Below are 23,289 nucleotides of genomic sequence, written 5' to 3'. Positions count from 1 at the left end.
ATTCTTATTTTAAAGAAATATAATGCATTTACGTCTGATTGTAAAATGCATGCAATCTTTACTAAGCCATACATTAGAATAACTTCAATTGATATAATAAGGTTATAAAACGATTTATCTTGGTTAAATCGTGATATGCTCATATTTCGAGTTGATTTTTTTCAACCAACTTGTTGATAATAATCAATAGGTTTTTTTATTATTTTAACAACCTTTGATAATGTCTACCCTAAATCAATAATATTAATGCAATGCAAACCTTTTGAAATAAATGCGATCAAAAAAAAATGTGATCCCAAAGAATAAAAAATGTAGCGCATCTGGATTTTTAATATCACAATCAATACGTCTGATTATCAGTAGATTATTGGGTGTTTGTTTTGTGCTTGGCCTTTTGACCTGGAATTGCTATCAAATTGTGCGCAGTGTTTGATGGCTTTACTGATCAATTATTTGGTCGGGGATAATGAAGATAGCCATAGGGTTTATATGCTTTTACTAAAAAAATCCCTGTTATACCCAGTTCCAAAGCTATTAAATTCTTTGGCTAGGTAACCCTCTTTTGTAACAGCTGGATAAGGAATAAATTAACAAACTTAGATATCCAACAGGGAACAAATAGTTTTCTGTAGGAAAAAATTACATTTGAATGGAAGGCTCTAAGATATTGATTATATTAAAGGACGCCAAGCTCAGGGCGAAGATTTCTGATATATTGGTCATGGGTAAATATTTGGTTGAGTTTACTGATAATGGGAAAAAGGCGATGGAATTAATCAGGAACTTACCAATAGATCTGATTATCTGTGGCATGGATTTAAATGGGATCGATGGGTTTGGTTTACTGCGCATGGTAAACAAATTTATCGATACGGTTAGCATATCTGTTGTGATGATTGTAAAGGGGGACGATCAATACGCGATAAGGAGATTGATGGAAATAGGTGCAGATGGATATCTTACTGATGATTTTGACGATGCGGAACTACTGAATCAAGTGGAGGCCCGGTTAAGGAAAAGACGACTTCGGTATGAGTTTTTTCTGCAGCAACAGTTTCAGCAGAAAAGCCATACAGGAATAGATAATGGGCTTTTTTGGTTGGATGCCATGCGCGAAACATTAGTGCCGAGGATCTTTAAAAAGAAACAGATAATCTTCTATAGGGGAGAACCTTGTATAGGGATTTATTATGTGCTGTCCGGAAAAATAAAAACTTTTATTGCAGATTCTTCCGGGCATGTATTGATTACTGAATTATATTACGCTGGCGAATACTTTGGATTTCAGGATTTTATCTCAGGATCGCATTCATCAAATACGGCAATGGTTATTGATGATGCACAGGTGGTGGTTATTCCTTTGGCGATGGTTAATAAATTGGTTCAGGATCATCCTGAAGTGACAAGCTTTTTTGCGAAAAAATTGGCGAGAATGGCGCATGAAAAGGATGATCAGACATTGGAACTCGCCCATGCCCCTGTACGGGCAAGAGTATCCAGGTCGATTTTAAGATTGGCGAAAAAGGAAAGTAATGTATCAGATAATACGCGGCTTACACTGCCAAGAAACGACCTCGCAAAGGTAATTGGAATTGCTTCAGAAACGCTTAGCAGAATCCTTGGTGATTTTACAAAGGAAGGTCTCATAGAAAAGGATGGGAATGATATCATTCTAAAAAAAGTTGAGCGATTAAAAAAAAGTACATAATTGATCTTTTATAAAAGATTTAATACAAGTCCCTTGGTTCGCTCCTGATCTTATGATGTAGCTGCTTTAATAGTACATGCCACGTAATTATATAAGAGGTTTTCTGTTTTTTTTATTGGCATGCAAAAAGAACAATCCTGTTTGGCCTTTATCTCTTCAACATGATGTGCCAATAACAATCTAAATAAATATATCAATTACTTTCAGGATACTGCTCTGATTATGGAGTAGCAAAAGTTAATCCGTAATGATGATGATCAAGGTATGGCCTGTCTGTAGTCAATGGAAATAAAATGGATTAAATCTAATTTCGAATTCCATTCAGATCAACATGAATTTAAACTAAAATATGATGATTCATCAGTATTTATCATTTGTAAATAAAGATAACAAATGTCTGGTAAAGCTATTTGGTATCATCATATAGGTGAATGGTTTTTTTCATGATGTACCTTTTAAAATATGTATAGAATATGTTAAGAATGTTATTTATTTACATACTTTTTTGCCTCCTGTTTTTGTTTGCATTGAATGCTTTTGGAGAGTTATATTATTACCATAGGTTTAAAATTGATATATTGAAACTGGAGGAGTTGACCGATCTGCTGTTTTCTGAAAGAGTCTTAACTTTTGCGCAGCAAGTTGCGCTTATATTTCTGGTTCCGTTTTTCATTTGCTTGATATTTATTTTGTGCTGTTGGATGAAAGATGTATGTTCGAAGCAGTTGTTCCCTTGGTTATTTCTTTTTATCGGTTTTGCACCATACCCTTTGTTCTATCCCTATATATTCGAATACAGATTGGCAGGATTGATCCTAGCCCTTGTGTGCTTAATTCTAGCCTTAATATTTTGGTTAGTGGTGTTCCATATCAGGTCATTTGAACTCAATTATATGGGTATTCATCTATTGCTTACCATATTTGCATGGACAGTTTTTTTTGATGTTACCAGGATTGACGGGCAGGTGAATCTGCGATATTATTCTGAACTGGGAGCGGCTTCGCAAGGAGATGGTATCGAAAATGTTCGATATAAGAAATTCATTTATGTGGGGAGTACAGATTTTTTTAATCTATATTATAATCTGTCTGAGAACCGGGGAGAAGTAGTGCGTAAATGAAGTTGTATCAGCATATTGCAGCCTGTAGAAAAATCTACCATAACTAAGAAGCAAATATCATATCCTTTTCAGCAACTATCCACATAAAGCATAAGAAAGAAGTAAGTCTTTTGGCAGTCGTTCGTACAACCCAGGATAAAATTTTCGGAAACGGGTAATTCTATGGGCCACGTCAGGCAGACGGAAGATTATATTTCTTTCGCTAACATCGCTCATGGCACAGGGAAGAAAGTAGGTGTAGAATATTTCTGCTAATTCTGGATGCGATTTATAGCAGGCTTCGAGTTCTTCATGATCTATTAAAAAAACGATAGCCTCCTCTATAGCCTCCAGATTAAGATGTTCTGGCCGAGGGCTATTCTGGCCTCGACAAATATAAATACTACCTTTTTGTCCCAACCAGATATTGGTCCTTTCACATTCATTATCCTGCAAAAAACCGTTAACCAGACCGCTACATACCACGATAATCTGACCAACTGTACCCGAAATGTTTTTTGGAAAGAGCGTTTCTCCTTTATGCAGGGTAAATGCAGTAGTATGTCTAAAGAGGCACCTTAGCGCCGCACGGCCTTCTCTAGGGTTAATTAATGGTAGGAACATTTTCAAAAAAAACTTAATTTCTATTTTTTCCATTTCCAATTATCTTATACTTACAACAGCTTGCTGATCTTTTTTACTCCATTTTAACAGGATACTAACAAGTTAACGGCTCTAAATTCACAATTAAAAAGTACCATTCTCTTGATTTTGCTCAATACGATACTTGATTCATTTCAATTACGGCGCAACATTAATCCTTTTGATTAAACGCTATCCAACGCAGTTTACATTTCTTCAATAAGCATGTATTATTTTAATATTATTTTTGCTCAGGATGTTTATTCGAAATGATAAAAATATTATATTCGTGCATCAGTAATTGCTCATGATGCAATAACTGTTCAGAATTATCCCACGGTAATTTTGAAGGAACAATCCGGATATGCAACGCTCTCAAGTCACAACTCTTTCTCGTTGCAGCTGTATTGCCTAAAGACCAATCTTTTTGTTAGCCATAAAACGGCTAATGTTAAGTTTGTGCCTGAAAAATGTATTTAACGACCATAAATATAGTTGATATGCAAAAAACAATGACCCCAATGTGTGCATTGGGATGCTTAGCCAAAGCACAATCGAATAGTAAACCAACTTTCTTAGGCTCATATCCTTGCCTTTAACTGTACTTAAATTAATTATTGTAAACATTAATGGTTGGTGATTAATGGCTTAAGCAATTTACACCGATCTGCTGAATAATCTTTAAATAACCAAAAGTGGAGACCAGACACCACCACGCAAACGGGGCATCATCCGAAAAGCCAAAAGAGTAGGAAAATTAAAAATTTTAAAAAAAATGAGTGACATGAGTCTTCAATTGGGCGTACAGTTCCAATTACTTAAAACCAAATTAGTAGCAGTTTACGAAAAAAAAGGAACGGTATCTTCTTTTCTTTTAACCCCGACAAATCCAGATGAGATAGGTAGTGTTACCTTAGGAGAAATGATGGAGGATTTAACTAAGGCTTTTGGTACCGGTGTAGATAAAGAAAAGATAAAAAATGATCTACAAGCGTTAGATTCCAGTAATGATACAAATTCTGGTAAAGGTGCAGATTCCGGTAATGATACAGATTCAAAGTTTGATGTGAATAAGCTCAATTTTAGTTTGAAAACCGCTTATATTTATGTAAACGGTAATGTTAAGGAATATGCATTTTCTATTGAGGTAGATTGTGGAGATGCCATTCCTGATTTAGGGTTCGTGAAAATGGAGAAATTGGTGCTTAAAATCTGGAATACCCAAAAGAATGTGGTATTGCAGCAGCTGAATTTAGATACCATTGAAAATTTAGTTAAGAAACTTGATGCTCCTGAAAAAAAAATAGCCGAAGCATAATAATGTTAGATGATTAGTATCAGCTAAGTTGATCTATATCTTTTAAGTACAGCCGCAAGCGCATAATTTTTTGATTTCAAATGAGTAACCATACCAACTTCGCTTTTTCGGCTACCGGGAAGATTTTTGAGTTAGATGCATCAGTAACCATTATTGTAAGGGACAATGAAAAATTGATTTTAGGAGAGCTTGACACCAGTCGGGCTAAGATCAAAGATTTATTGAACAACAATGAATTGGGCGTTAATGGGCTGTCTGGGCAATTTACGCTGTTTAATAGCTTACCCGGAAGCTTTAAGGCACAGGTGCTTAAATCTGCTGGTATCTGGTCTGTAGTTATTCAGTACGAAAAAAATGTGGCTGGTGTTAAGGCTTCGCTATATGTTAACGCGGTTGTGCTGGCGGATACTAAACAGTTGGCTTTAAGCATAGACACCGATTTTTTTCAGGGTGGAAATGTATTAGAGCGGTTCATTTACGACATAATGACTTTTTTTGCTATAAAAAAAGTAGCATTAATTGTTAGAAATAAATCTTCCCTCGCCATAAACCAATATTTGAAGCGAACCGCGTCAGATCATTTTCCCGAAATGGTCTTGTCAGATCGCTATGGTAATTATCAATTGGTTGCCAACTCATTATTTGATTTGAAAAATAGTGATAGTGCATTTGGATCGGGGCTTTATCAATTAACTGGTCTGGATCATATTGACTTGATCATAGCAGCAGCGCTGAACACTTCAAAATTTGAGGCGAGGCTCATCAGTACAAATATCAAAAAGGATGGTTATGAAATTGAAAAGTTATATTTCGGGATTAAAAATGATAACGGGTTCTACCTAGAGGCTGGAGGGAAGCTTAATTTTCCTTTGAAAGATGATGTATTAACCTTTGTTCTTGCCGGAAACCTATCCATTTCCTCCTTTACCTTGTCTGCTTCTTCAAACTATAAGATACCATTAAACACCAGGATTAGCCTGAGCGATTTAGGCTTGATGATTGGCGTAGGGGCAACAGGAATTACTTTTGGGATGACTGGTAGGGTAACAACCAATAATATTTCCATTTTTGCAGGGTTTATTGTTAGCCAGGCTAATATCGGACTAATTACAGCAGCCATTACCTCTACCAAGGGAAGGACTTCTTTAAAGGACATAATCGTAGATATTGCGGAAGTTGATTTTCCTGGAATAGAATTTCTTGATGTGGTGGCTTTAGCCGATTTTGAAATCAATAATGCTAAAATGCCTCACTGGAACCCAGAAGAGGCCAATAAAGCAGATATCTTAAATAATTTTAATTCGAGCCTGCCTACTGAACTCGCTATACCCGGTGTAGAAAATCTTCAGGTTTCTGCTTTGGGAACCAGCCGGCAGTCCATTTTTACCGATACTTCAACCATGCGGCATTACCGGGTGGACTCATCGGGAGTTATTTCTTTAAACTGCCAGCTGTTTATATGCACTCAGCCTACCAGAATTGGGAACTATCAGATGAATGTTGGTTTTTTTCTGTGTGGCACTATCGAAATCTTTAATGTAAAGGCTAGAGGACTCTTTCTTATAGAGCCTGGTAATGCTATTCTGGCATTGATTGAAATTTCAAAAATTGAGATCAAGGGAATATTTGAATTGACAAGGTCACGAAAAACAATGCCTATGGAACCTATAGAAGGTGGACTGGCTGGTGCCCTGATAAAAGCAGATGCCAAAGGCCCCGTACTGTATTTAAATATCAACCGGGCATCAAAAAAACTCGAATTTTATTTAAGTGCTTATGTGAATATCTTAAATATCTTTCAGTTAGATGCCTTGATTCTTCTTAAAGACAGAAAGGTGTACATTGATCTTGAACTGCAATACGTTGGCTTTAAAATCTTATTCCATTTAGATGGAAACTACGCAGATTTTTCGAGCAGTGGATTTAGTTCACGTTTGGTATTCGATACCAGTGGATTTATCAAACTTTTGGAAGAAGCCCAGAATGCCGTGCGTGATGCGGCCAGGAGCGTGCAAAACTCTATAGAAAATGCAAACCGGAAATTAACCGAGGCGCAGCAGCAGATTTTAAATCTGAGTAACACGATTAATGAATATAATAATTACATCCGGGGTTATCTTGATAGAAGAGAAGATGCTTCCTGGTGGCGCGTTGATGAAAAAATTTATTATTCAGCTCAGATTTTATATTATGAAACCTTAAAGGTGGGTGTGAATGTGGCTATTGGCGTAGCCTATGGTGCTTTGGAAATAGCAAAGGCAGCACTAACCCTTGGAGGAAAGGTCGCATCAGGAGCCTTAGAGGCGGTAGCTAATATTTTAAGTGCCATTACGAAGTTACTTTGGATCAAATCTTTCGTATTGAGTATGGAATTTAGCGCTAATGCCAAGAAAATAGAAGCCGAGCTTGAGTTGACCGTTTTTGGAAATGATATCATGTTAAAAGGTTCGTTGGATGTAGATAAAGCGATGAACGATATTGGTGCTTTGATCACTGGTTTTGTGAAGGATAAACTATCTGCTAAAACGCAGGAAGTGACCTCAAATATCGGTAACGGTATTTTTAGAACTTTAAGTTCAGAAACAGATTATAATTTATTAACGCCTAAATTGCAAAGCATTGCGCAAAATAAAAAGGACTATTATGACTTACTGGAATTTCATGACATGATAGAAGATTTCCTGATCGAATCGAATAAGAGATACGTGAATGAATATGAAAAACAACCCGAAGATTGGCAACAAAATATTTGCGAAATAGAAGAAGTAAAACTCAAAAATGAAGTGATACAGCGCCAATGTGTAGAAGCCTTTGATGATGAGTTTGTAAGTTCATTGGATGAAGTAATTACATTGGTACGCGATAACCAGGTTAGGGCCAATATTTCGAATGAAATGAACCAGCAGATGACCGATCTCTTAGGCCTTGTTAGGGATATAAACGATCAGAAAACAGTTGCAAGAAGTTTAAGGAGCGAAAGACGTTCTTTGTTTTCAAGAGTAGAGAACGTTATTGAAGATAATAACGAAGTTAAAAGATCATTTAATGCCAACAGCGATTTTGATATGGATCAAGCCAATGAGAATTATGCAGATGGATTATCAGAATTGTTAAAGAAAACATTCCCGGATAATACGAATGAATATGGTGAGGAATTTAAAGATGCTGTGGCCGCAGCCATTTATCAATTTAGAAATCCTCCACAAGTTAATCCAAGAAGATAATGGGCTTCATTAGAAAAAGTCGCCATTTACTGTTAATACTAGCTGGATTAATATTTTATGCTAATATCAGCTATGCTCAAAACCTGGAGCCTAAGCGCAGTTTTGTGCTGCTGATTTATATGAATGGATCAGACCTGGAAAGCAAACATCAGTTAGCAAGTGAAGACATTAACGAAATTATCCATTCCTATAATAACGTTGATGATAACTTTGCAACGGTGATTTTGCAGGGAGGGACTAAAAAATGGCAATTCTCTGAGCCGATTTCCAGCGATAGCCTGACCTATAGTAAGGTTACTAAAAATGGGTTTGAAAAAGTAAAAGTTACAGCCAACAAAAGTATAGGAGACCCATCAACCCTGGTTGATTTTATTGCTTATAGCAAAAAGAACTTCCCTGCAGAAAGATATGGGTTGATTTTTTGGAATCACGGAAGAGGCAGTGTACATGGTTTTGGATATGATGAGTTATTTCCTGAAGATATTTCCCTGTCGTTACGTGAAATGGGAGAGGCTTTTGCTGATTTAAAACATAGCCAAAATGATTTGAACCTGGATTTTATAGGTTTTGACGCCTGTTTAATGGCAACCATTGAAACGGCTACGGTACTGGCACCCTATGCTGAATACATGGTGGCCTCACAAGAACTTGAACCTGGCAACGGCTGGAATTATAAATATATCATCAACTCCTTATCTACCAATCCAAATCTAAGCACAACCCAACTTCTGGAGGGAATTGCAAAATCGTATATCGATACTTATTCATCTCAACCTTATCTTCAGGCAACATTATCTGTAATAGCGCTTAATAAAGTTGACGCTTTAAATATAAGTATAGGAAAATTGATCAGTAATATTTCTGCAAATCTAAATTCAACGTATCCGCCTAAAGAAGCTTTTAGACAGAAATCAAATTACCGGGCCAAGTCCAAATCATTCGGATTGCCTTCTTTTTCATTTGCGGCTGAAGATATGATTGATATTTTTAGCTTTTTTAAGATCGCCGCTAAAAGTACCGATACATTGTTTAGCGATTTCGAGAAAAAAATGCGGGATGCAGTTTTATTCAATGTTTATTCAAAAAATTTAGATAAAGATGCCATTTCAGGGCTTTCGGTATATTTCCCTTATTACAATAGAAAAACAGCCAGCCAGTTAAATGATTATTTGCTAACGCCTTTCAATACAGAATTTGAAAAATTTATTGAAAATTATGTAGCTGAATTAATAGGTGGAGGTGCTGATAGTGTTTTTGTTAGTGATTCGGGAAGAAAGCTAAACGCAGCCATGTTGGTTAACACCAATAAGATTTACTTAAACATCAGAAAGTCAATAGGGGATAGTTCGCTAGTGTCGTATGGATTGGATGCCTACGATACCAATGTGGATTACCGTGGAAATATTACCTTGTATGGGGGTAATAAAAAATGGGATGCCAGGTGGATCAGTATTAACGATATCAATGTTTGCGTATTCATGGGCCTTTCCAATCAATCGGGTGTATCTTACAATGTACCTGTGCTTTGGAATGGAAAACAAGCTGAACTTATGATCAAGTATTTTAATGTTGACGGGGAGAATCTGGCTAAAGTGATCGGATTTAGGGAGATTTCTGCTGATGGGATTACGGATAAGATTAAGGACCTTCAAGCACATGATGAAATTACTTTTCTGGGCCAAAATGCCTTGGATGAATCAATGAGTATTGAATTGGGTAAAATTACCATCACTGATCCTTCAGCTTTAGACATCAAGCTATTAACCATGCCAAAAGGGAATTATCAGGTAAGATTTTGTATGGTGGATTTTTATGGAAATAAACACTATACCAAATTTGAAGATTATATAATCAATTAAATGGCCTGTTGATATGGTTAAATAAATTAATAATTAACGACCGGTCTGACCTAAAATTTTTTTAGTTCAGCATTTACTTTTAGTATTAGATATAAATATATGGAATTAACGACTCAACAACGCAACGAAAGCATTTCTGCTGCAACTAATGCCTTACTTTTTGAAGACGACTATCTGCACATCAAAAATGCTATTGACCAGCTCCATTTGCTTTTTGCTGGCGTAACCGGGGTAAATGCAGGTAACATTACAGATCAAGATATTCATCTGCCAAGCGGTAAAGCAGTTTCGACCATTAAAGCTGCACATTGTCTTAAAGAATTGGAGCGCACACGTAGATTTATAAGAGGCATTTATCATGCGATTAATCATTTATTAGATACAATACCCGGGCATACCATAAATATATTGTATGCTGGTTGTGGTCCTTACGCCACACTGCTTACGCCTTTAACATCTCAATTTACCGCAGCGCAAATCAATTTCATTTTATTGGATATCAATCCCGATTCGTTGGAAGCAGCAAAAATTCTTTATGAAAAATTAGGCCTTTCAGACTATTTGGCCGATTGTGTTTGCACGGATGCCACTACTTATAAATTTCCTGATAGTGTTAGTATTGATATGGTAATTTCAGAAACCATGCTAAATGCTTTAAAGAAAGAACCGCAGGTGGCAATCATGAACAATTTAATTCCACAAATGCGTCCAGAGGCTATTTTTATTCCGGAAGAGATAACTGTCGAAGCGGTATTAACACGATGGGAAGAAGAATACAACAGTTTTACAATGCCTGATTATCAGGCAAAAAGGATAAGAGTAGGGTTGGTATATTGTGCAAGCCGTGAATTCAAGCTTCCACAGCCAGTGGTTTTACAAGTGCCTGCTTCGGAAACCCATAAAAGACTTGATTTATTTACGCAAATAACAGTATTTGGTAAAGAGGTACTAAATACTTACACTTGCAGCCTTACAATGCCACTAGCGGTTTGTGAATTACAAAATCAAAAGGCGGGTATCACAATCAAATTTGAGTATGTAATGTCTGATAACCCTGGCTTTACCTATACGATTTAAAGATGGCATTAAGTACCGGCAGATATGCCTTCTACCGGTGCTTTTAAATTATTAATCCAGGTTAATTATGATCACTTTCCGGTGATGGACTTGTGTTATTCGATGCCTCTTCCGGGCTTTGGTATGCTAATGTACTGTTCGTAGAAGGCGCATTTGGTGGCTGTTGTACAGGATTAGTTACCGCCGGATTTACCTGTGAAACTGGAGGCGTATCCTGTTGTTGTCCGGACCAAATATCAGATGATAGATTATTTGCTGCAGCAGAATCAATCGAAGGAGCATTTTCCTGGGTTTTTAAAACTAAATAGGCAGCACTGCTTATGCCAGTAAGCCATAAAAGTGTCTGGCTCAGTTCGGGTAGGGCACATCCTGTTTTGATGCTGTATACTTTATTCAGAAAAATAATAACAGCAACGCCAGTCCATATAACTTTTTGAAAACGATGTACGCTGATGCCGTTATCATCAGAAAGAATATCTACAAAAAAGCCTTCAGAAGGACTGTTTTGATGGCGAAAACGTCCATCTTGTATTTCCCTTTTATCAATTATGGTACCACCAGCGGTTACACCGGCACTTATTCCCATTAACACTAATACTGTTTCATTTAGTCCTGTGTCATTACAATTACCCATGCAAAGCTGCAAATAAATATAGCTGCAGGAGATCACCACAGTCCATACACCTAATTGTACCCGCGATAGACTAAAGGGATTGTTGCTCTTAAAAATCAGCAGCTTTTTTTGCTGTTTTAATCTCGCAGCATTGGCATTAAACAAATTCAGGTCATTTACATCATCACGAAGCAGGTTGGTAAATAAGGCCAAAGCAAAAAACGCCGCGATAATACCTATAATTATGACAAGTGCTAAAGTTTTATGAAGATCATAAGTCTGGGCATTTCCTTTGCACCCTGTTACCAGCGCTGTAGCAAACACAGTTAGCGTCATTATTAAACTACGTTTTTTCATAACTGATAAGTTTATGGTAATGACGGATTGAATGGCGTTAAACGACTGAGCCAGGAGCTCTGAAACTGTGCCTGAGAAGGATTCTGTGCAATAATATTTAGATAACGCTGTTTTCGAAGTGCAATAACCTGATTGTACAGTGCTTCCAGTGGAATACTGTTAGCCGCGGCAATAGTTTGTGGGCCAACTATGCCATCTACTACGAGTTTACCAGGCATAATATTATTTACTGCCTGCTGCAAAAAACGGGAGGCTATACCTGTACCCATATTTACAGCGGTGTCAAATAGCTGGTTGGCTAACTGTTGGCTGTTTAAGTTGTCCAGACTAATCACATCCCAGAAATTCTGCTTATAAAATGATTGTACTTCGGCCTGTACTGCACTATTGGCAGCAAGTGTGGCATTTATATTGTTAGGATGTGTTAAAACGGCCTGATCTACCACTGGCCAACCACCCCAGTTAGGCCAGAAATTTCTTGCGATACCAGCGTAGGTTTCACCACCGCTATCATTTGGGTTATTGGCATAACCACCTTCGTTACCCATTGTAATTTTAAATGCAGAATTAAAAATTGCCATATTTAGATATAATTAAGTTTTTAACTTTTACTATCTACATGTCAATGCATTTCATATATAACCGACTGATGACAGTGGTTAAACCAAGATTGATGAGAGCATTAACGACCTGTTTTCAAACTAATATATTGCAAATTTGATAATATCGTTGTTCTTGAACAGGTTATCTCAAATATAGCTTTTTACTTTTTATTAATTAGCAATCTGATACATAAAATTATGTGAAAATGTAATAATATAATTTTGCACAGCTGATTAAATTTAGCAGCATGTTATTATGATCTACATCCAGTTCTTCTGAGCAGTAAAATCAGCAGGCTGATAATTGATATATTGCACAAACCGCGGTTTTGACGAGGTATTTGGACTACTGCCATGTGGTAAAGCCTGATGCCAGATAATAAAATCTCCGGCCTCAGCAGCAATAGGTAAGCTACCCAGCGCATGCAGGTCCTCCGTTCTTGGATTGGTGCCCTCGGTAAGAGAGGGAAGCCATGCTGAAATACGATGATGAAATCCCGGAACTAATGTAAAAGCACCCTGATTTTGCGCTGTATCAGCAAGGTATAGTATGCCCTGCAGGTTAAATGGAATAGGTAAATCCAGGCTGCAATCCCAATGTAAATCTGGACCAGGAAATTTCCATTTTTCTGTTTCAGGAGGGTTAAAACCTACGCGGTCTGTAGTGACCCAGATATCGGTACGCTGCCATAGCTGTTCATAAGCCATTCTGATGCGTTCTGATTGCCTGTTTTTTTGTAATAAAGGGTGCTGAAATAATTGAACCATAATTCCTTGCCTCGAGGTATTGGGGCTATACCAAGTGTTAGCATCATGTAGGTTTATTTTTAGAAAATCACAAATCACATCAATAGTGGCCTGACAATCTTCTTTAGGAATCACATTTTTAAGAAGCAGATAGCCATTTTCTGTCCAAAATGCAAGCTCTTCCGCACTGAGTACTGATGGGATGGGTTGGCTAAGCCCTGGTGCCTCATTAAATAAGCTGTTAAATCTACTGATCTGTTCGCTTGTAGGGCTGCCTGAAGTATGCACGATCCATTTTTCAAATTCTTCAAATGCCGGGGCATATTGAAAAACGTAAGTAAGCGTTTGTTCAAGGCCTAGTCCTAGTACACTCAATAAGGTTTTGTCCAGCTCCCATTCTTTTTTCCAAAATTCTTCATCTATCTGGTTCGTTCTTTTGAGCATAACTTTGCTCCAGAAACGCTTTACATGCATCAGGCCTGATGCGCTGGTTTCTGTTGATGATGGTAAAGTAAAATCTGATATCATGTTTATTCATTTGTTTGGTTGATATGCATGTTCTGTTTACAGGTCCAGTTGATCATTTTTGGAAAAGCCAGCTGATCTTCCTGACCTGAAGGATAGGTCATTCCGTTCCATTGTAATAAGGGAACCCCGAAAAAATGACCCTGTTTAAAGTTGTCTACAAGACTTTGACCTGCGCCTTTATACCCTTTATCATGAAACACGATATGGGGATCGATCCCTAAATGAACAGATGCGGCATATGACCAGGCAATGGCCATCATTTCACCGCCGTTATTAAGGTCATTGTTCGGCAGCGAATCGCTCATACCCATGCGTATTTCGGGAGGCATACAGGCCAGGTGCCCGGCTTCATGTAAGATATCGCCTGGATATAATAGTTTTTCAGGATCTACAATCAATATACCACTGCTAAGCTTAAGACCTGGCAAAAATGTTTCTTCGGTTATGGATTCCAGTTGGTATTGTAAACCGATTTCGGAAATAAAATCGAGCAGTTTGGCCGTTAACTGATTTGTTTGCAGCTCCTTTTCCATTTCATCGGCCAGGCGATCTGAACTCGTTGTATTGGCCATTCTCAAACTTTTAATTACTTGTTGTGCAGTTTCTGGATCTTTTTTTAGGAATACCGTTTTTTTTACTCCGGTAGTGATCTGTTTGGTAAGCCATTCATTTACTTTACAATCAATAACCAGATGTATTCTATCGGTTGGGCCATTGTTGGTTACACGATGTTCTATATTGGCATTAATGTACCAACAGTCGCCTTCATCCATCACCACGCGGTCTTCAGCTACATAAAATTCAACTTCCGGATTGGTGAATATGGGAATATGCAAGCGTGCCTCACCCTGTTCAAAGGCAAGTTCCATATCTCTGTGTGCTTTAATAACAGATCCTGCATGGAGGTTGAGTAAGCGGACGGAAAGTTTTTCACATTTAAGGTTTTCCAAAAATCTGCTGGTTTCAGGAAGATTGTTCAGTAAAGCTGTATTTTCAAAATGCTTGTGGCTTAAAAGATCGGCGAAAGGATTGTCGCTATTTCCGCCGGGAGTACGCAAAGGCAAAACATGCCAGTTACCGGTATAATCGGCAGTGCTGTAATGTGGCATCCATTGATTACCAGTTAATAAATCGTTCAATTCATGCTGCAACAGATGAACGTTAATGTTGAGGTTTAATTTAGAGAAGCATATCATGATGTTTGCAAATTATGAAATTATTTAATACCAATACATCTATTGCACCTGATAAAAAAAGCGATAATGCTTCAGCAGGTGTTTCTACGATAGGCATGCCTTTACGATTCAGGGATGTGTTTAATAAAACGCCAATACCAGTTTTAGCTTCAAAATCGCCAATGAGTTGATAGAAATCAGGATTAAAGGCGCTGGTTACAGTTTGTACCCGGCAGGTACCATCTTGGTGAACAATACCAGCAAGCTGATTTTTCCATTCGGGTTTTATCTCATCAATCAATATCATGTAAGGGCTTTCCCATCCATGGATAAAGTATTTTTGTACATCATCAATTCTTACAGATGGGGCAAAGGGCCTGAAATCTTCCCTGAATTTAATCTCGCTATTAATGTGGTTTTTGATGTCCTTGATACGAGGGTCTGCTAAAATGCTCCGATGACCCAATGCTCTTGGTCCGAATTCTGCTCCACCCTGAAACCACCCTACTACTTTACCACGGGCAAGTTCGGCAGCCGTAAGCGCTACAAAATTTGATGTTTGGTTGATTGAGAATCCGTTGTTGTCCTTAATTCCAGCATCTAATATGGCTTTTTCCACATCATCATTGGAGTAATTACGACCAAAAAAAACATGGTCGGGAATGCTTGCTTTCTGCTGGCCCAAAATGTGATGCCAACCATAATAAGCACAGCCAATGGCGATTCCGTTATCTCCCGCTGCGGGTTGGGTATATAAATTTTTTACAATGCCCGAACGCAGCAATTTGAAATTGGCCACAGCATTTAAGGCTACTCCACCGGCATAAGCAAAGTTGGCATGCGGATGTAGTTTAGACCGCTCTTGAAAGAGGTAAATAATAGCCTTTTCAGTTTCATCCTGTACCCAGCGTGCCATGTCGGCATAATGCTTAAAATCATGCTTAAAAGTATCATAACCTGATGAGGGTTTGTTGAAATACAGATCCACATTTTCGTAAAATACTTCGATGATGCCATTCTCTAATTTAAACAGGGGTGGTTTTCCATTCAAAACGCCATAGGGAGCCAAACCCATAAGTTTCCCAACATCATTCATATTACCAAAGCAATACTGACTGGCTGCATGATAAAGTCCGCCTATGGAATGATAATTGGTTGGCAACCTTAAAGAAGAAGTATCCTGATATAACTTAACCTCCGAAAAATCTTTAAATAGCGGAGTCAGGTCTTTTCCGTCGAAATAATAAAAACTATCTTTTTCGCAATACATGCCATTGCTAAATAGATAAGGTGGGATCATTGTACCTTCAAAATCCAGACAATGGCTGTTAGGACTGCCGGCACCGTCCACCACCATTACATTGCACTCTTGAAAAGGAGACATGCCCACCGCACTCCAGGCGTGGGCCAGGTGGTGAGACAGGGTAATTACGGGAATTTGAATATGCTGGTCGAAATACCGGCGACCAGAATATTGGCTGGGTGAGATGTCGTTTTCGAAATTCGAAGCCTGTACAATTAATGTTAAATCGTCGACCCCAATCCCAGCATAATCAAGGCAGTATTGTACAGTATCAAAATCGTTACCTCCATCATGTTTGATTCTGCTAAGCCTTTCTTTTTCAATAGCAACTATGATTTTACCGTTTTTTAATAAAACTGTCGATCCATCATGTGATAAACCAGTTCCCAGAATGTAGGTATCCATTAGTGTTTGTATATGTATTCGGGAGAAATCCCGCTATAAACATATAAAGAATTTTGAATTGATTAAATAGTTGCTGCTATGTGTTTGTTAAAGCATATCACCTAAGCTTTCAATTTGTTGATTATTGTCAAAATATTTTATTTGCCTGACTTTTAGATATTAAAAGTTATTGATATATTTACAGTCATCTAAATCAGCCCTCTCGATGAACGCTTCAAATGTAAACACAGATATAAAAAATACTTGTATTTTAAATAGTACATATCTGTATATCCCTGGTTTGCTTAATGATAGTGAGGTTAAGGATATTCATTTTCTTTTCAAATCCGGATCATTTGACGATGGTAAGTTAACGGCTCATAGTGCTGCAAAAGAAGTAAAAAGCAACTTGCAGCTTAACCATCAAACCAAAGAGCATGTTGCGATTCAGCAAAACATTTTAACTGCGCTCAACCGCAATCCTTTATTCAGAAACGCTGTTCTGCCACAAAGTATCCATCCCTTTATCATCAGTAATTATACGCCTGGTATGCATTATGGCTGGCATGTGGATAGTCCGGTTATGGGTAATATGATCCGCACCGATGTGGCGCTAACTATTTTTTTAAATGATCCCGAAGAATACGATGGGGGCGAACTGGAACTTCAGACTGCAAATGGAAATGTATTGTATAAGCTGAATAAGGGAGATGCCATCTGTTATCCGTGTACTCAGGTTCATCGGGTAAGGGAAGTTACACGTGGTGAACGGAACGTTGCGGTAAGCTGGGTGCAGTCGCTTGTTAAAGAAACCGTACATCGAAAAATGTTATTTGAAATTTTCCAGATCATTGAAAATCTTTGTAATAAAGAACTGATGGAGGAAGAATATCTTTTATTGCAGCAACATTATAGTAACCTGTTGCGGATGTGGGCAAATTAATTAGAATTAATGGAAACTAAAAAATTAACGGTTGGCGTTTTGCTTTCCAACTCAAGTATCCTACCTATGGCTAAACACTTTAGTACGGGGTTAAAAAATGGACTAAAAGAATTAAGCCAGGAGGTTGAATTGGAAATTGTGCCTGAATTTATCGGGCAAGGGTCAAGGGAACTGGCTGAAGCCGCAATTACCAAACTGGTTGGTTTTGACGATGCCGATGTAATTACCGGTATAGTTTCCAATAAAGTAGGTATCGATCTTTCAGATAAGATTGCAAATATTAAACGACCATTCATTATCAATAACATAGGAGAGCATTTGCCAGATCCTGAAAAGTTTAATGATTACATGTTCCTCAACTCCATTCATACCTGGCAGCAATTGTGGTCTATTGGCCAATGGGGGGTTAAGAAATTTGGAAAAAAAGGAATGTATGTATCTGGTTTGTACGACTGTGGATATTCATTTCAAAGTATGTTGAGTGCTGGTATGGAATCGGCAGCGAGTGGGGTAACCATGCCATTTGCTGTAGCGCCAACACCAAACCCTAAAGAAACTGGAGATATAGCCGCCGTATTTGAACATATACTACATTACAAACCGGATTTTATTCTGGCTACTTTTTGCGGAAAAGAAGCTGCAATGTTTTTAACGCAATATGTGGAGCGAGGCTTACATAAAACTACTCCACTACTTGGTTTGCCGTTTCTGTTGGAAGCATTTAACACATCTGAACCAATTGAAGTTTACACTACATTATCATTGAACCGTGAATTTAAACCAGAACAGCTTGATGAGGTGAGTGATGCCATGGCAAATCCTTTTACTCAGTTTGGGTTTGAAACGGGTTTACTGATCGCCCAGGCGGTTAAAGATCAGGGTGGAAAATCTTTACAAAAAGCCATTGCCGAAGCAGCAATTGAAACAGCGCGTGGCCGTGTTGAAATTACACCAGAATCAAATGCTTCACAAAGTAGAGTTTACCTGGTTAAAAATACCTTTAATGGGATTAAAGGTGATCTATCCAGGCAGCTGATCGGTGAACTGGAAACTATTGATATTCATCATGAAGATGTACAACGCATTAACAGCCAAACTTCTTCATTTTGGATGAACCCTTATCTCGGCATATAATGAAGAAAATAGCAGTTATTTGCAATTCAGATTCGCTTGCATTTCCAACGGTCCAGGCATTGGCCTCAAAAGGACTTTTAGGTGGTGTGGCAATTTTGGAGCGAAGTAGCAAAGCACTGCTGAAGCCCTTGCAGGCCATGGGTTTATCCGGAAATCAGATATTGCAACTGAACTTTGGATCTTGGGAGCAGGAATTAAAACATTGGTTGACAGGGTTGGATGCAGATGCCGTATGGGTATTTGGTTTTCCATGGATGATTCCTGATTACCTGCTACAAAGTGTACACAAAGGCTACCTGAATTTTCATTTTGGTGAATTACCTAAATACCGTGGTGCCGATCCAATATTCTGGCAACTCAGAAATAATGAACCTTATGCAAGCCTGACGGTACATCAAATGACGGCAAATATAGATGGCGGCCCCATTGTATGGACAAAGCAACTACCTATTATAAAAGGTGAAAATTATGGGCTGCTTTGCCAGCGTTTGGGTTTTTTGGCTGTAGAAGCGGTAAATGAGCTGCTGGATAACACGCAATACTTACCTATTGTGAATGAAAATAGTTTAGCGAATACGGCTTGGGAAAAAAAACCTAGCAATAAGGAATTAGCAATCAATTGGCGGGAGCAATCTGCCGATGAAATAGAATGTTTGATTAATGCAGCCAATTCAAAATATGACGGTGCAACAGCCTGGATTAAAAATACAGAAGTGCGCATATTAGAAGGATCGCCAGCAGAAATTCAGTTACCGGAAGGGGCGAAGCCAGAGCCCGGCACTATAGTTTATGCTGATGCACTTTATGGATTGATTGTAGCATGCCTTGAAAATCGTTTTTTAAAGATTAATATTTTACACATGCGGGAAGGCTATTTTTCAGGAAGTAAACTTTTTCAGATGGGTATAAAAGCAGGAGAAAAATTTATAAACCTTAATTAAAAACAAATGGAAGGAACAATTGCTGAAGTCCGGATTTTTGCCGGCAACTTTGCACCCAAAGGCTGGGCATTTTGCCAGGGGCAGCTCTTAAACGTTACTACTAACCAGGCAGTTTTTGCAATTGTTGGCACTTTATATGGTGGGAACGGGCAAACAACATTCGGATTGCCTGATCTGCGCAGCAGAACGGTAGTGGGCGTAGGAGCGGGTGCTGGCTTATCCGTATATACGGCAGGACAACAAGTTGGTGTAGAAAAGGTAACGCTTAATCTAACTCAACTACCTGCGCATACGCACGCTGCCACGATTAGTCCTGCAACCGGTAATGGAACAGGTAATGCTACATTTTATGCTAGTCCGAGTGTAGGAGGACAGCCGAACGGCCTAAATGCTTTTATAAGCGAGGATGGATCAAACACGGTTAAAACTTATACCCAAAGTGGTACATTAAGTGCTCTGAATAGCCAGTCTGTGGAGGTAACGAATGTTAATATTCCTAATCCAGGTGTTGCGATACAAGCGGCAGGGGCAAACGCCGCACATAATAATATTATGCCAAGCATCGCACTAAACTATGTTATCTGTTTACAAGGATATTTTCCTTCAAGAAATTAAGTACTAAACCTAAATTAAATCATTATGGAAGGAACTATAGGAGAAATTCGGGCCTTTGGAGGCTCTTTCGCACCAATGAACTGGCGTTTTTGTCAGGGTCAGTCAATGCAAATAAACGAGTATACACCGCTTTTTGCGATAACCGGAACTACTTACGGTGGCGATGGTGTAACTACTTTTAATTTACCAAACATTGCCAGTCGCATTGTTGTAGGCGCAGGTCAGGGAACTGGTCTTAGCGCGTATAATTTGGGTCAGGTTAGCGGTGAGGAATCTCATTCACTCACGCTATCAGAACTACCCACACATAGCCATCAGGCCACGCCTGCCTTTAATACAACTGCAGGTTCTGTTGATATCTCATTAAATGCGGTTGCTGCACCAGGTCTTGAGATTAGTCCGGTAGGAAACTATTTAGCACAGGATTCATCTGGTACCGACAATATTTACGCCAGTGCGGCAAGTTCTGCCAACCTGGTTAGCTTAAATAGTAACGCTGTAAAGGTGAGCAACCTTTCACCGCCTTTAACAAAAGTTAGTATAGGCGTAGCAGGCGGCAGTACGCCGCACAATAATATACAGCCGGTACTTGCAGTAAACTATATTATTTGTATTGAGGGAATTTTTCCTTCAAGAAACTAAAGATTGATTCATACTAAATTTATTCACAATGGAAGGAACTGTAGGAGAAATAAGAATGTTCGCCGGAACATTTGCACCACTAGATTGGTCTATTTGTAATGGGCAAGTGGTGCCAATAAGTGCCTATGTTGCACTTTATGCCATATTAGGTACGACATATGGTGGCGACGGAAAAACCACATTTATGTTGCCTAATCTTCAGGGGCGCACTATTGTAGGTGCAGGGCAAGGCGCGGGGCTTACCCAATATAATCCAGGTATTACCGCAGGTGTGGAAGCATTAAGCATTAATTCATCAGAGATGTCAGCGCATAACCATAATTTAGTCTATACGGCAACAGGTACTGCAACTGTCACCATTAAAGCTTCAGCTGATCAATATGATCAACCCGGTCCTGCGGGTAACTTGTTAGGCGCTCCAGATGCATTCGGAGAATCCATATATGGTGTTCCACAGGGGACGGTACAAGAAGTGCCCATGGCTACCGGTACGCTTACTGTAACAAAGGTTACCGGCCCGCAGTTAACCAGCTTGGCTGTAGCAGCTATGGGTGCAGCAGCACCTGCTGTACATGAAAACAGGCAGCCTTCGCTGGCACTTAATTATGTGATTTGTTTGCGTGGAAATTTTCCTTCAAGGGATTAATATTAAGCTTATTTAATACCATTTATAAGTATAACCGGTAGCTTCAATCCCGGTTATACTTTCTTATTATCTACCGCTTTGTATTGAAGATTTAGAAAAGTTATTTATATGAAGAAATTTTACAAAAAAGTATTTCGTTTTTTATTTATTGTCCTGGCACTAATAATTAGTACTTTAAATGCCAGTGCTGCTTTATCTAAAGGTGATCTTGCGGTAATTGGAATGAATGGCGATGCTGATCCTTCGACTACCATACGTAGTTTCGCAGTTGTAGCACTTAATACGATTAATACTGGTGAATTAATCTATTTCACAGATCGTGGGTGGATTAATACCTATAGCTCTACTTCCGGACACTTCGTAGCGTCTAGTACTGCTACCGTTGAAGGAACTTTTCAATGGCAACTTTCTCAAAATATAACAGCAGGTACCATAATTATATTTAAAATTGATTTGGCTTCCAGAACTGTGTCGGGAATAACAGGTAATGGCAACTCACTTCCTGCAGCAGATCTGTTATCAATACTTCCTAACACCTGGACCAATGCAACACTTTCAGCTAATCCCTGGAATCCAGCAACAGGTGATCAAATAATGATTTATCAAGGAAGTGACAGCAGCCCTTCATTTATTTTTGCGTTTAATAATATCAGATTAACTACTACTGCTGGGACTACTTCAAATGGATGGCATATAAATACCACCAATTCTGAGCCCAGTAGTCAGCTTGCAGGTTATAGTGAATTACCATCTGATTTAGGTACAACTTATTCTACTGGCTTTTTAACACCTACATCTAATTCACGGTATCCCAATGAAAAATACAATCCCAGTTTCTCAACTGGGACGAAGGCAACTTTCTTGGCAGATATTACCAATACCAGTAATTGGACAAATAAAACTACTGGCGGTACACCATACGACTTTAGTGCGGGCTTTGGTACTAATAATACAAAACAATTCAACTTTAGTAATTCAACTGCTCCTACAGTTACTGCCGCCAAGATCAGTATCAGCGGCGCAAGTGGTACAGGTGGTGCATACAAGATCGGAGATGTGGTAACAGCTACCTGGGATAATACAACAGGCGGCGATAATAATTCAGGCGTTACCACAGTAACGATAGATTTCAGCCAGTTTGGCGGAGGTACTGCAGTTACAGCAACTAACAGTAGCGATACCTGGACAGCTACTTACACAATTGTAGCCGGCAATATAAATGCTACCAACAGAAATGTATCGGTAACAGCTACCAATTCAGTTGGCCCAACCACTACGGCTGATGATGCTAACGCTACCGTGGATAATATTGCCCCTTCTGTTGTGATCAGCAGTACAGCTGGTTCCTCAGGCGGATCAACCAGCACTTCACCAATTCCGTTTACAGTTACCTTTTCGGAAACGGTAACTGGTTTTCTGGCCGGAGATATTACGCCTGGCAATGCCACTATCAGTGGATTTTCAGGCAATGGAACGACTTATACTTTTAATGCAACGCCAACCGCTAATGGGGCGGTAACGATAAATATTGCAGCTAATGTGGCCCAGGATGCAGCTGGCAATGGCAATGCGGCTGCCAGTCAGTTTTCGATTACTTATACACAGGCTGTCGCCGCGCCAACGGTAACGGCTTTGAGCCCAACCAGCGGTCCGACCGGTGGAGGCACTAGCGTGACCATTACCGGCACCAACTTCACTGGGGCGACCGCAGTAACCTTTGGTGTTACGGCT

The 23,289-nt window shown here is 38.8% G+C and carries 19 protein-coding genes; 13 read left to right on the top strand and 6 right to left on the bottom strand.

Annotation, left to right across the window (positions count from 1 at the left end; genetic code table 11):
• Positions 1–649 precede the first annotated feature (649 nt).
• Positions 650–1,708, top strand: a complete 1,059-nt coding sequence (locus OQX63_RS15630) for a cyclic nucleotide-binding domain-containing protein (protein ID WP_265851760.1) — start codon at positions 650–652, stop codon at positions 1,706–1,708.
• Between the two features lie 893 nt (positions 1,709–2,601).
• Entirely contained in the window at positions 2,602–2,829 is a 228-nt protein-coding gene (locus OQX63_RS15625) for a hypothetical protein (RefSeq protein WP_265851759.1), read from the top strand.
• A gap of 75 nt (positions 2,830–2,904) precedes the next feature.
• On the opposite strand, the gene OQX63_RS15620 is transcribed toward OQX63_RS15625, so the two are convergent.
• The gene (locus OQX63_RS15620; protein ID WP_265851758.1) at positions 2,905–3,465 is read right to left on the bottom strand and encodes a hypothetical protein; all 561 of its coding nucleotides are present in this window, start codon (positions 3,463–3,465) and stop codon (positions 2,905–2,907) included.
• A gap of 760 nt (positions 3,466–4,225) precedes the next feature.
• On the opposite strand from OQX63_RS15620, the gene OQX63_RS15615 reads away from it, so the two are divergent.
• The 4 genes from OQX63_RS15615 (at position 4,226) to OQX63_RS15600 (ending at position 10,928) form a co-directional block, all read left to right on the top strand.
• Positions 4,226–4,768, top strand: a complete 543-nt coding sequence (locus OQX63_RS15615; protein WP_265851757.1) for a hypothetical protein — start codon at positions 4,226–4,228, stop codon at positions 4,766–4,768.
• 80 nt (positions 4,769–4,848) lie between these two features.
• The gene (locus tag OQX63_RS15610; RefSeq protein ID WP_265851756.1) at positions 4,849–7,992 is read left to right on the top strand and encodes a hypothetical protein; all 3,144 of its coding nucleotides are present in this window, start codon (positions 4,849–4,851) and stop codon (positions 7,990–7,992) included.
• The gene (locus tag OQX63_RS15605; RefSeq protein ID WP_265851755.1) at positions 7,992–9,851 is read left to right on the top strand and encodes a clostripain-related cysteine peptidase; all 1,860 of its coding nucleotides are present in this window, start codon (positions 7,992–7,994) and stop codon (positions 9,849–9,851) included. Before OQX63_RS15610 ends, OQX63_RS15605 begins: the two co-directional genes overlap by 1 nt.
• A gap of 99 nt (positions 9,852–9,950) precedes the next feature.
• Positions 9,951–10,928 carry a methyltransferase domain-containing protein gene (locus OQX63_RS15600; RefSeq protein WP_265851754.1) on the top strand — a complete coding sequence of 326 codons (978 nt, stop codon included), beginning with the start codon at positions 9,951–9,953 and terminating at the stop codon, positions 10,926–10,928.
• 61 nt (positions 10,929–10,989) lie between these two features.
• On the opposite strand, the gene OQX63_RS15595 is transcribed toward OQX63_RS15600, so the two are convergent.
• From OQX63_RS15595 to OQX63_RS15575, 5 genes are all read right to left on the bottom strand, one after another.
• Complete coding sequence (locus OQX63_RS15595) at positions 10,990–11,898, bottom strand: hypothetical protein (protein WP_265851753.1); 909 nt, start codon at positions 11,896–11,898, stop codon at positions 10,990–10,992.
• 11 nt (positions 11,899–11,909) lie between these two features.
• A complete protein-coding gene (locus tag OQX63_RS15590) occupies positions 11,910–12,479 on the bottom strand; it encodes a glycoside hydrolase family 108 protein (protein WP_265851752.1) in 570 nt (189 codons plus the stop codon).
• A 282-nt stretch (positions 12,480–12,761) separates the two neighbouring features.
• Positions 12,762–13,775, bottom strand: coding sequence for a phytanoyl-CoA dioxygenase family protein (locus OQX63_RS15585; protein WP_265851751.1), 1,014 nt, complete (start codon positions 13,773–13,775; stop codon positions 12,762–12,764).
• 2 nt (positions 13,776–13,777) lie between these two features.
• A complete protein-coding gene (locus OQX63_RS15580; RefSeq protein ID WP_265851750.1) occupies positions 13,778–14,971 on the bottom strand; it encodes an aspartyl/asparaginyl beta-hydroxylase domain-containing protein in 1,194 nt (397 codons plus the stop codon).
• A complete protein-coding gene (locus OQX63_RS15575) occupies positions 14,955–16,658 on the bottom strand; it encodes a carbamoyltransferase (RefSeq protein ID WP_265851749.1) in 1,704 nt (567 codons plus the stop codon). Before OQX63_RS15575 ends, OQX63_RS15580 begins: the two co-directional genes overlap by 17 nt.
• 205 nt (positions 16,659–16,863) lie before the next feature.
• Between OQX63_RS15575 and OQX63_RS15570 the strand changes: the two genes are divergently transcribed.
• From OQX63_RS15570 to OQX63_RS15540, 7 genes are all read left to right on the top strand, one after another.
• Complete coding sequence (locus OQX63_RS15570) at positions 16,864–17,580, top strand: Fe2+-dependent dioxygenase (protein WP_265851748.1); 717 nt, start codon at positions 16,864–16,866, stop codon at positions 17,578–17,580.
• Positions 17,581–17,589: 9 nt separating this feature from the next.
• Positions 17,590–18,714 carry an ABC transporter substrate-binding protein gene (locus tag OQX63_RS15565; RefSeq protein ID WP_265851747.1) on the top strand — a complete coding sequence of 375 codons (1,125 nt, stop codon included), beginning with the start codon at positions 17,590–17,592 and terminating at the stop codon, positions 18,712–18,714.
• Positions 18,714–19,655 carry a formyltransferase family protein gene (locus OQX63_RS15560; RefSeq protein ID WP_265851746.1) on the top strand — a complete coding sequence of 314 codons (942 nt, stop codon included), beginning with the start codon at positions 18,714–18,716 and terminating at the stop codon, positions 19,653–19,655. Before OQX63_RS15565 ends, OQX63_RS15560 begins: the two co-directional genes overlap by 1 nt.
• Before the next feature lie 6 nt (positions 19,656–19,661).
• Complete coding sequence (locus tag OQX63_RS15555) at positions 19,662–20,270, top strand: phage tail protein (protein WP_265851745.1); 609 nt, start codon at positions 19,662–19,664, stop codon at positions 20,268–20,270.
• A 24-nt stretch (positions 20,271–20,294) separates the two neighbouring features.
• Positions 20,295–20,912: a phage tail protein gene (locus OQX63_RS15550; RefSeq protein ID WP_265851744.1), complete on the top strand. Its 618-nt coding sequence runs from the start codon at positions 20,295–20,297 to the stop codon at positions 20,910–20,912.
• 28 nt (positions 20,913–20,940) lie between these two features.
• Positions 20,941–21,558, top strand: a complete 618-nt coding sequence (locus tag OQX63_RS15545; RefSeq protein ID WP_265851743.1) for a phage tail protein — start codon at positions 20,941–20,943, stop codon at positions 21,556–21,558.
• Positions 21,559–21,666: 108 nt separating this feature from the next.
• Positions 21,667–23,289: Ig-like domain-containing protein (locus OQX63_RS15540; protein WP_265851742.1), on the top strand; the 1,623-nt coding region annotated here is incomplete at its 3' end.

It is taken from the genome of Pedobacter sp. PF22-3, assembly GCF_026239555.1.
GTDB lineage: Bacteria > Bacteroidota > Bacteroidia > Sphingobacteriales > Sphingobacteriaceae > Pedobacter.
Note: the sequence above shows the minus strand (reverse complement) of the source record. Positions and strands in the feature narration are given on the sequence as shown.

Bases quoted from the DNA above. Each gene is read 5' to 3' on its own strand.
- OQX63_RS15550 (WP_265851744.1), top strand. From the start codon at position 20,295: ATGGAAGGAACTATAGGAGAAATTCGGGCCTTTGGAGGCTCTTTCGCA.
- OQX63_RS15615 (WP_265851757.1), top strand. From the start codon at position 4,226: ATGAGTGACATGAGTCTTCAATTGGGCGTACAGTTCCAATTACTTAAA.
- OQX63_RS15560 (WP_265851746.1), top strand. From the start codon at position 18,714: ATGAAGAAAATAGCAGTTATTTGCAATTCAGATTCGCTTGCATTTCCA.
- OQX63_RS15605 (WP_265851755.1), top strand. From the start codon at position 7,992: ATGGGCTTCATTAGAAAAAGTCGCCATTTACTGTTAATACTAGCTGGA.
- OQX63_RS15600 (WP_265851754.1), top strand. From the start codon at position 9,951: ATGGAATTAACGACTCAACAACGCAACGAAAGCATTTCTGCTGCAACT.
- OQX63_RS15585 (WP_265851751.1), bottom strand. From the start codon at position 13,775: ATGATATCAGATTTTACTTTACCATCATCAACAGAAACCAGCGCATCA.
- OQX63_RS15555 (WP_265851745.1), top strand. From the start codon at position 19,662: ATGGAAGGAACAATTGCTGAAGTCCGGATTTTTGCCGGCAACTTTGCA.
- OQX63_RS15590 (WP_265851752.1), bottom strand. From the start codon at position 12,479: ATGGCAATTTTTAATTCTGCATTTAAAATTACAATGGGTAACGAAGGT.
- OQX63_RS15575 (WP_265851749.1), bottom strand. From the start codon at position 16,658: ATGGATACCTACATTCTGGGAACTGGTTTATCACATGATGGATCGACA.
- OQX63_RS15580 (WP_265851750.1), bottom strand. From the start codon at position 14,971: ATGATATGCTTCTCTAAATTAAACCTCAACATTAACGTTCATCTGTTG.
- OQX63_RS15565 (WP_265851747.1), top strand. From the start codon at position 17,590: ATGGAAACTAAAAAATTAACGGTTGGCGTTTTGCTTTCCAACTCAAGT.
- OQX63_RS15630 (WP_265851760.1), top strand. From the start codon at position 650: ATGGAAGGCTCTAAGATATTGATTATATTAAAGGACGCCAAGCTCAGG.
- OQX63_RS15570 (WP_265851748.1), top strand. From the start codon at position 16,864: ATGAACGCTTCAAATGTAAACACAGATATAAAAAATACTTGTATTTTA.
- OQX63_RS15545 (WP_265851743.1), top strand. From the start codon at position 20,941: ATGGAAGGAACTGTAGGAGAAATAAGAATGTTCGCCGGAACATTTGCA.
- OQX63_RS15610 (WP_265851756.1), top strand. From the start codon at position 4,849: ATGAGTAACCATACCAACTTCGCTTTTTCGGCTACCGGGAAGATTTTT.
- OQX63_RS15595 (WP_265851753.1), bottom strand. From the start codon at position 11,898: ATGAAAAAACGTAGTTTAATAATGACGCTAACTGTGTTTGCTACAGCG.
- OQX63_RS15625 (WP_265851759.1), top strand. From the start codon at position 2,602: ATGGGTATTCATCTATTGCTTACCATATTTGCATGGACAGTTTTTTTT.
- OQX63_RS15620 (WP_265851758.1), bottom strand. From the start codon at position 3,465: ATGGAAAAAATAGAAATTAAGTTTTTTTTGAAAATGTTCCTACCATTA.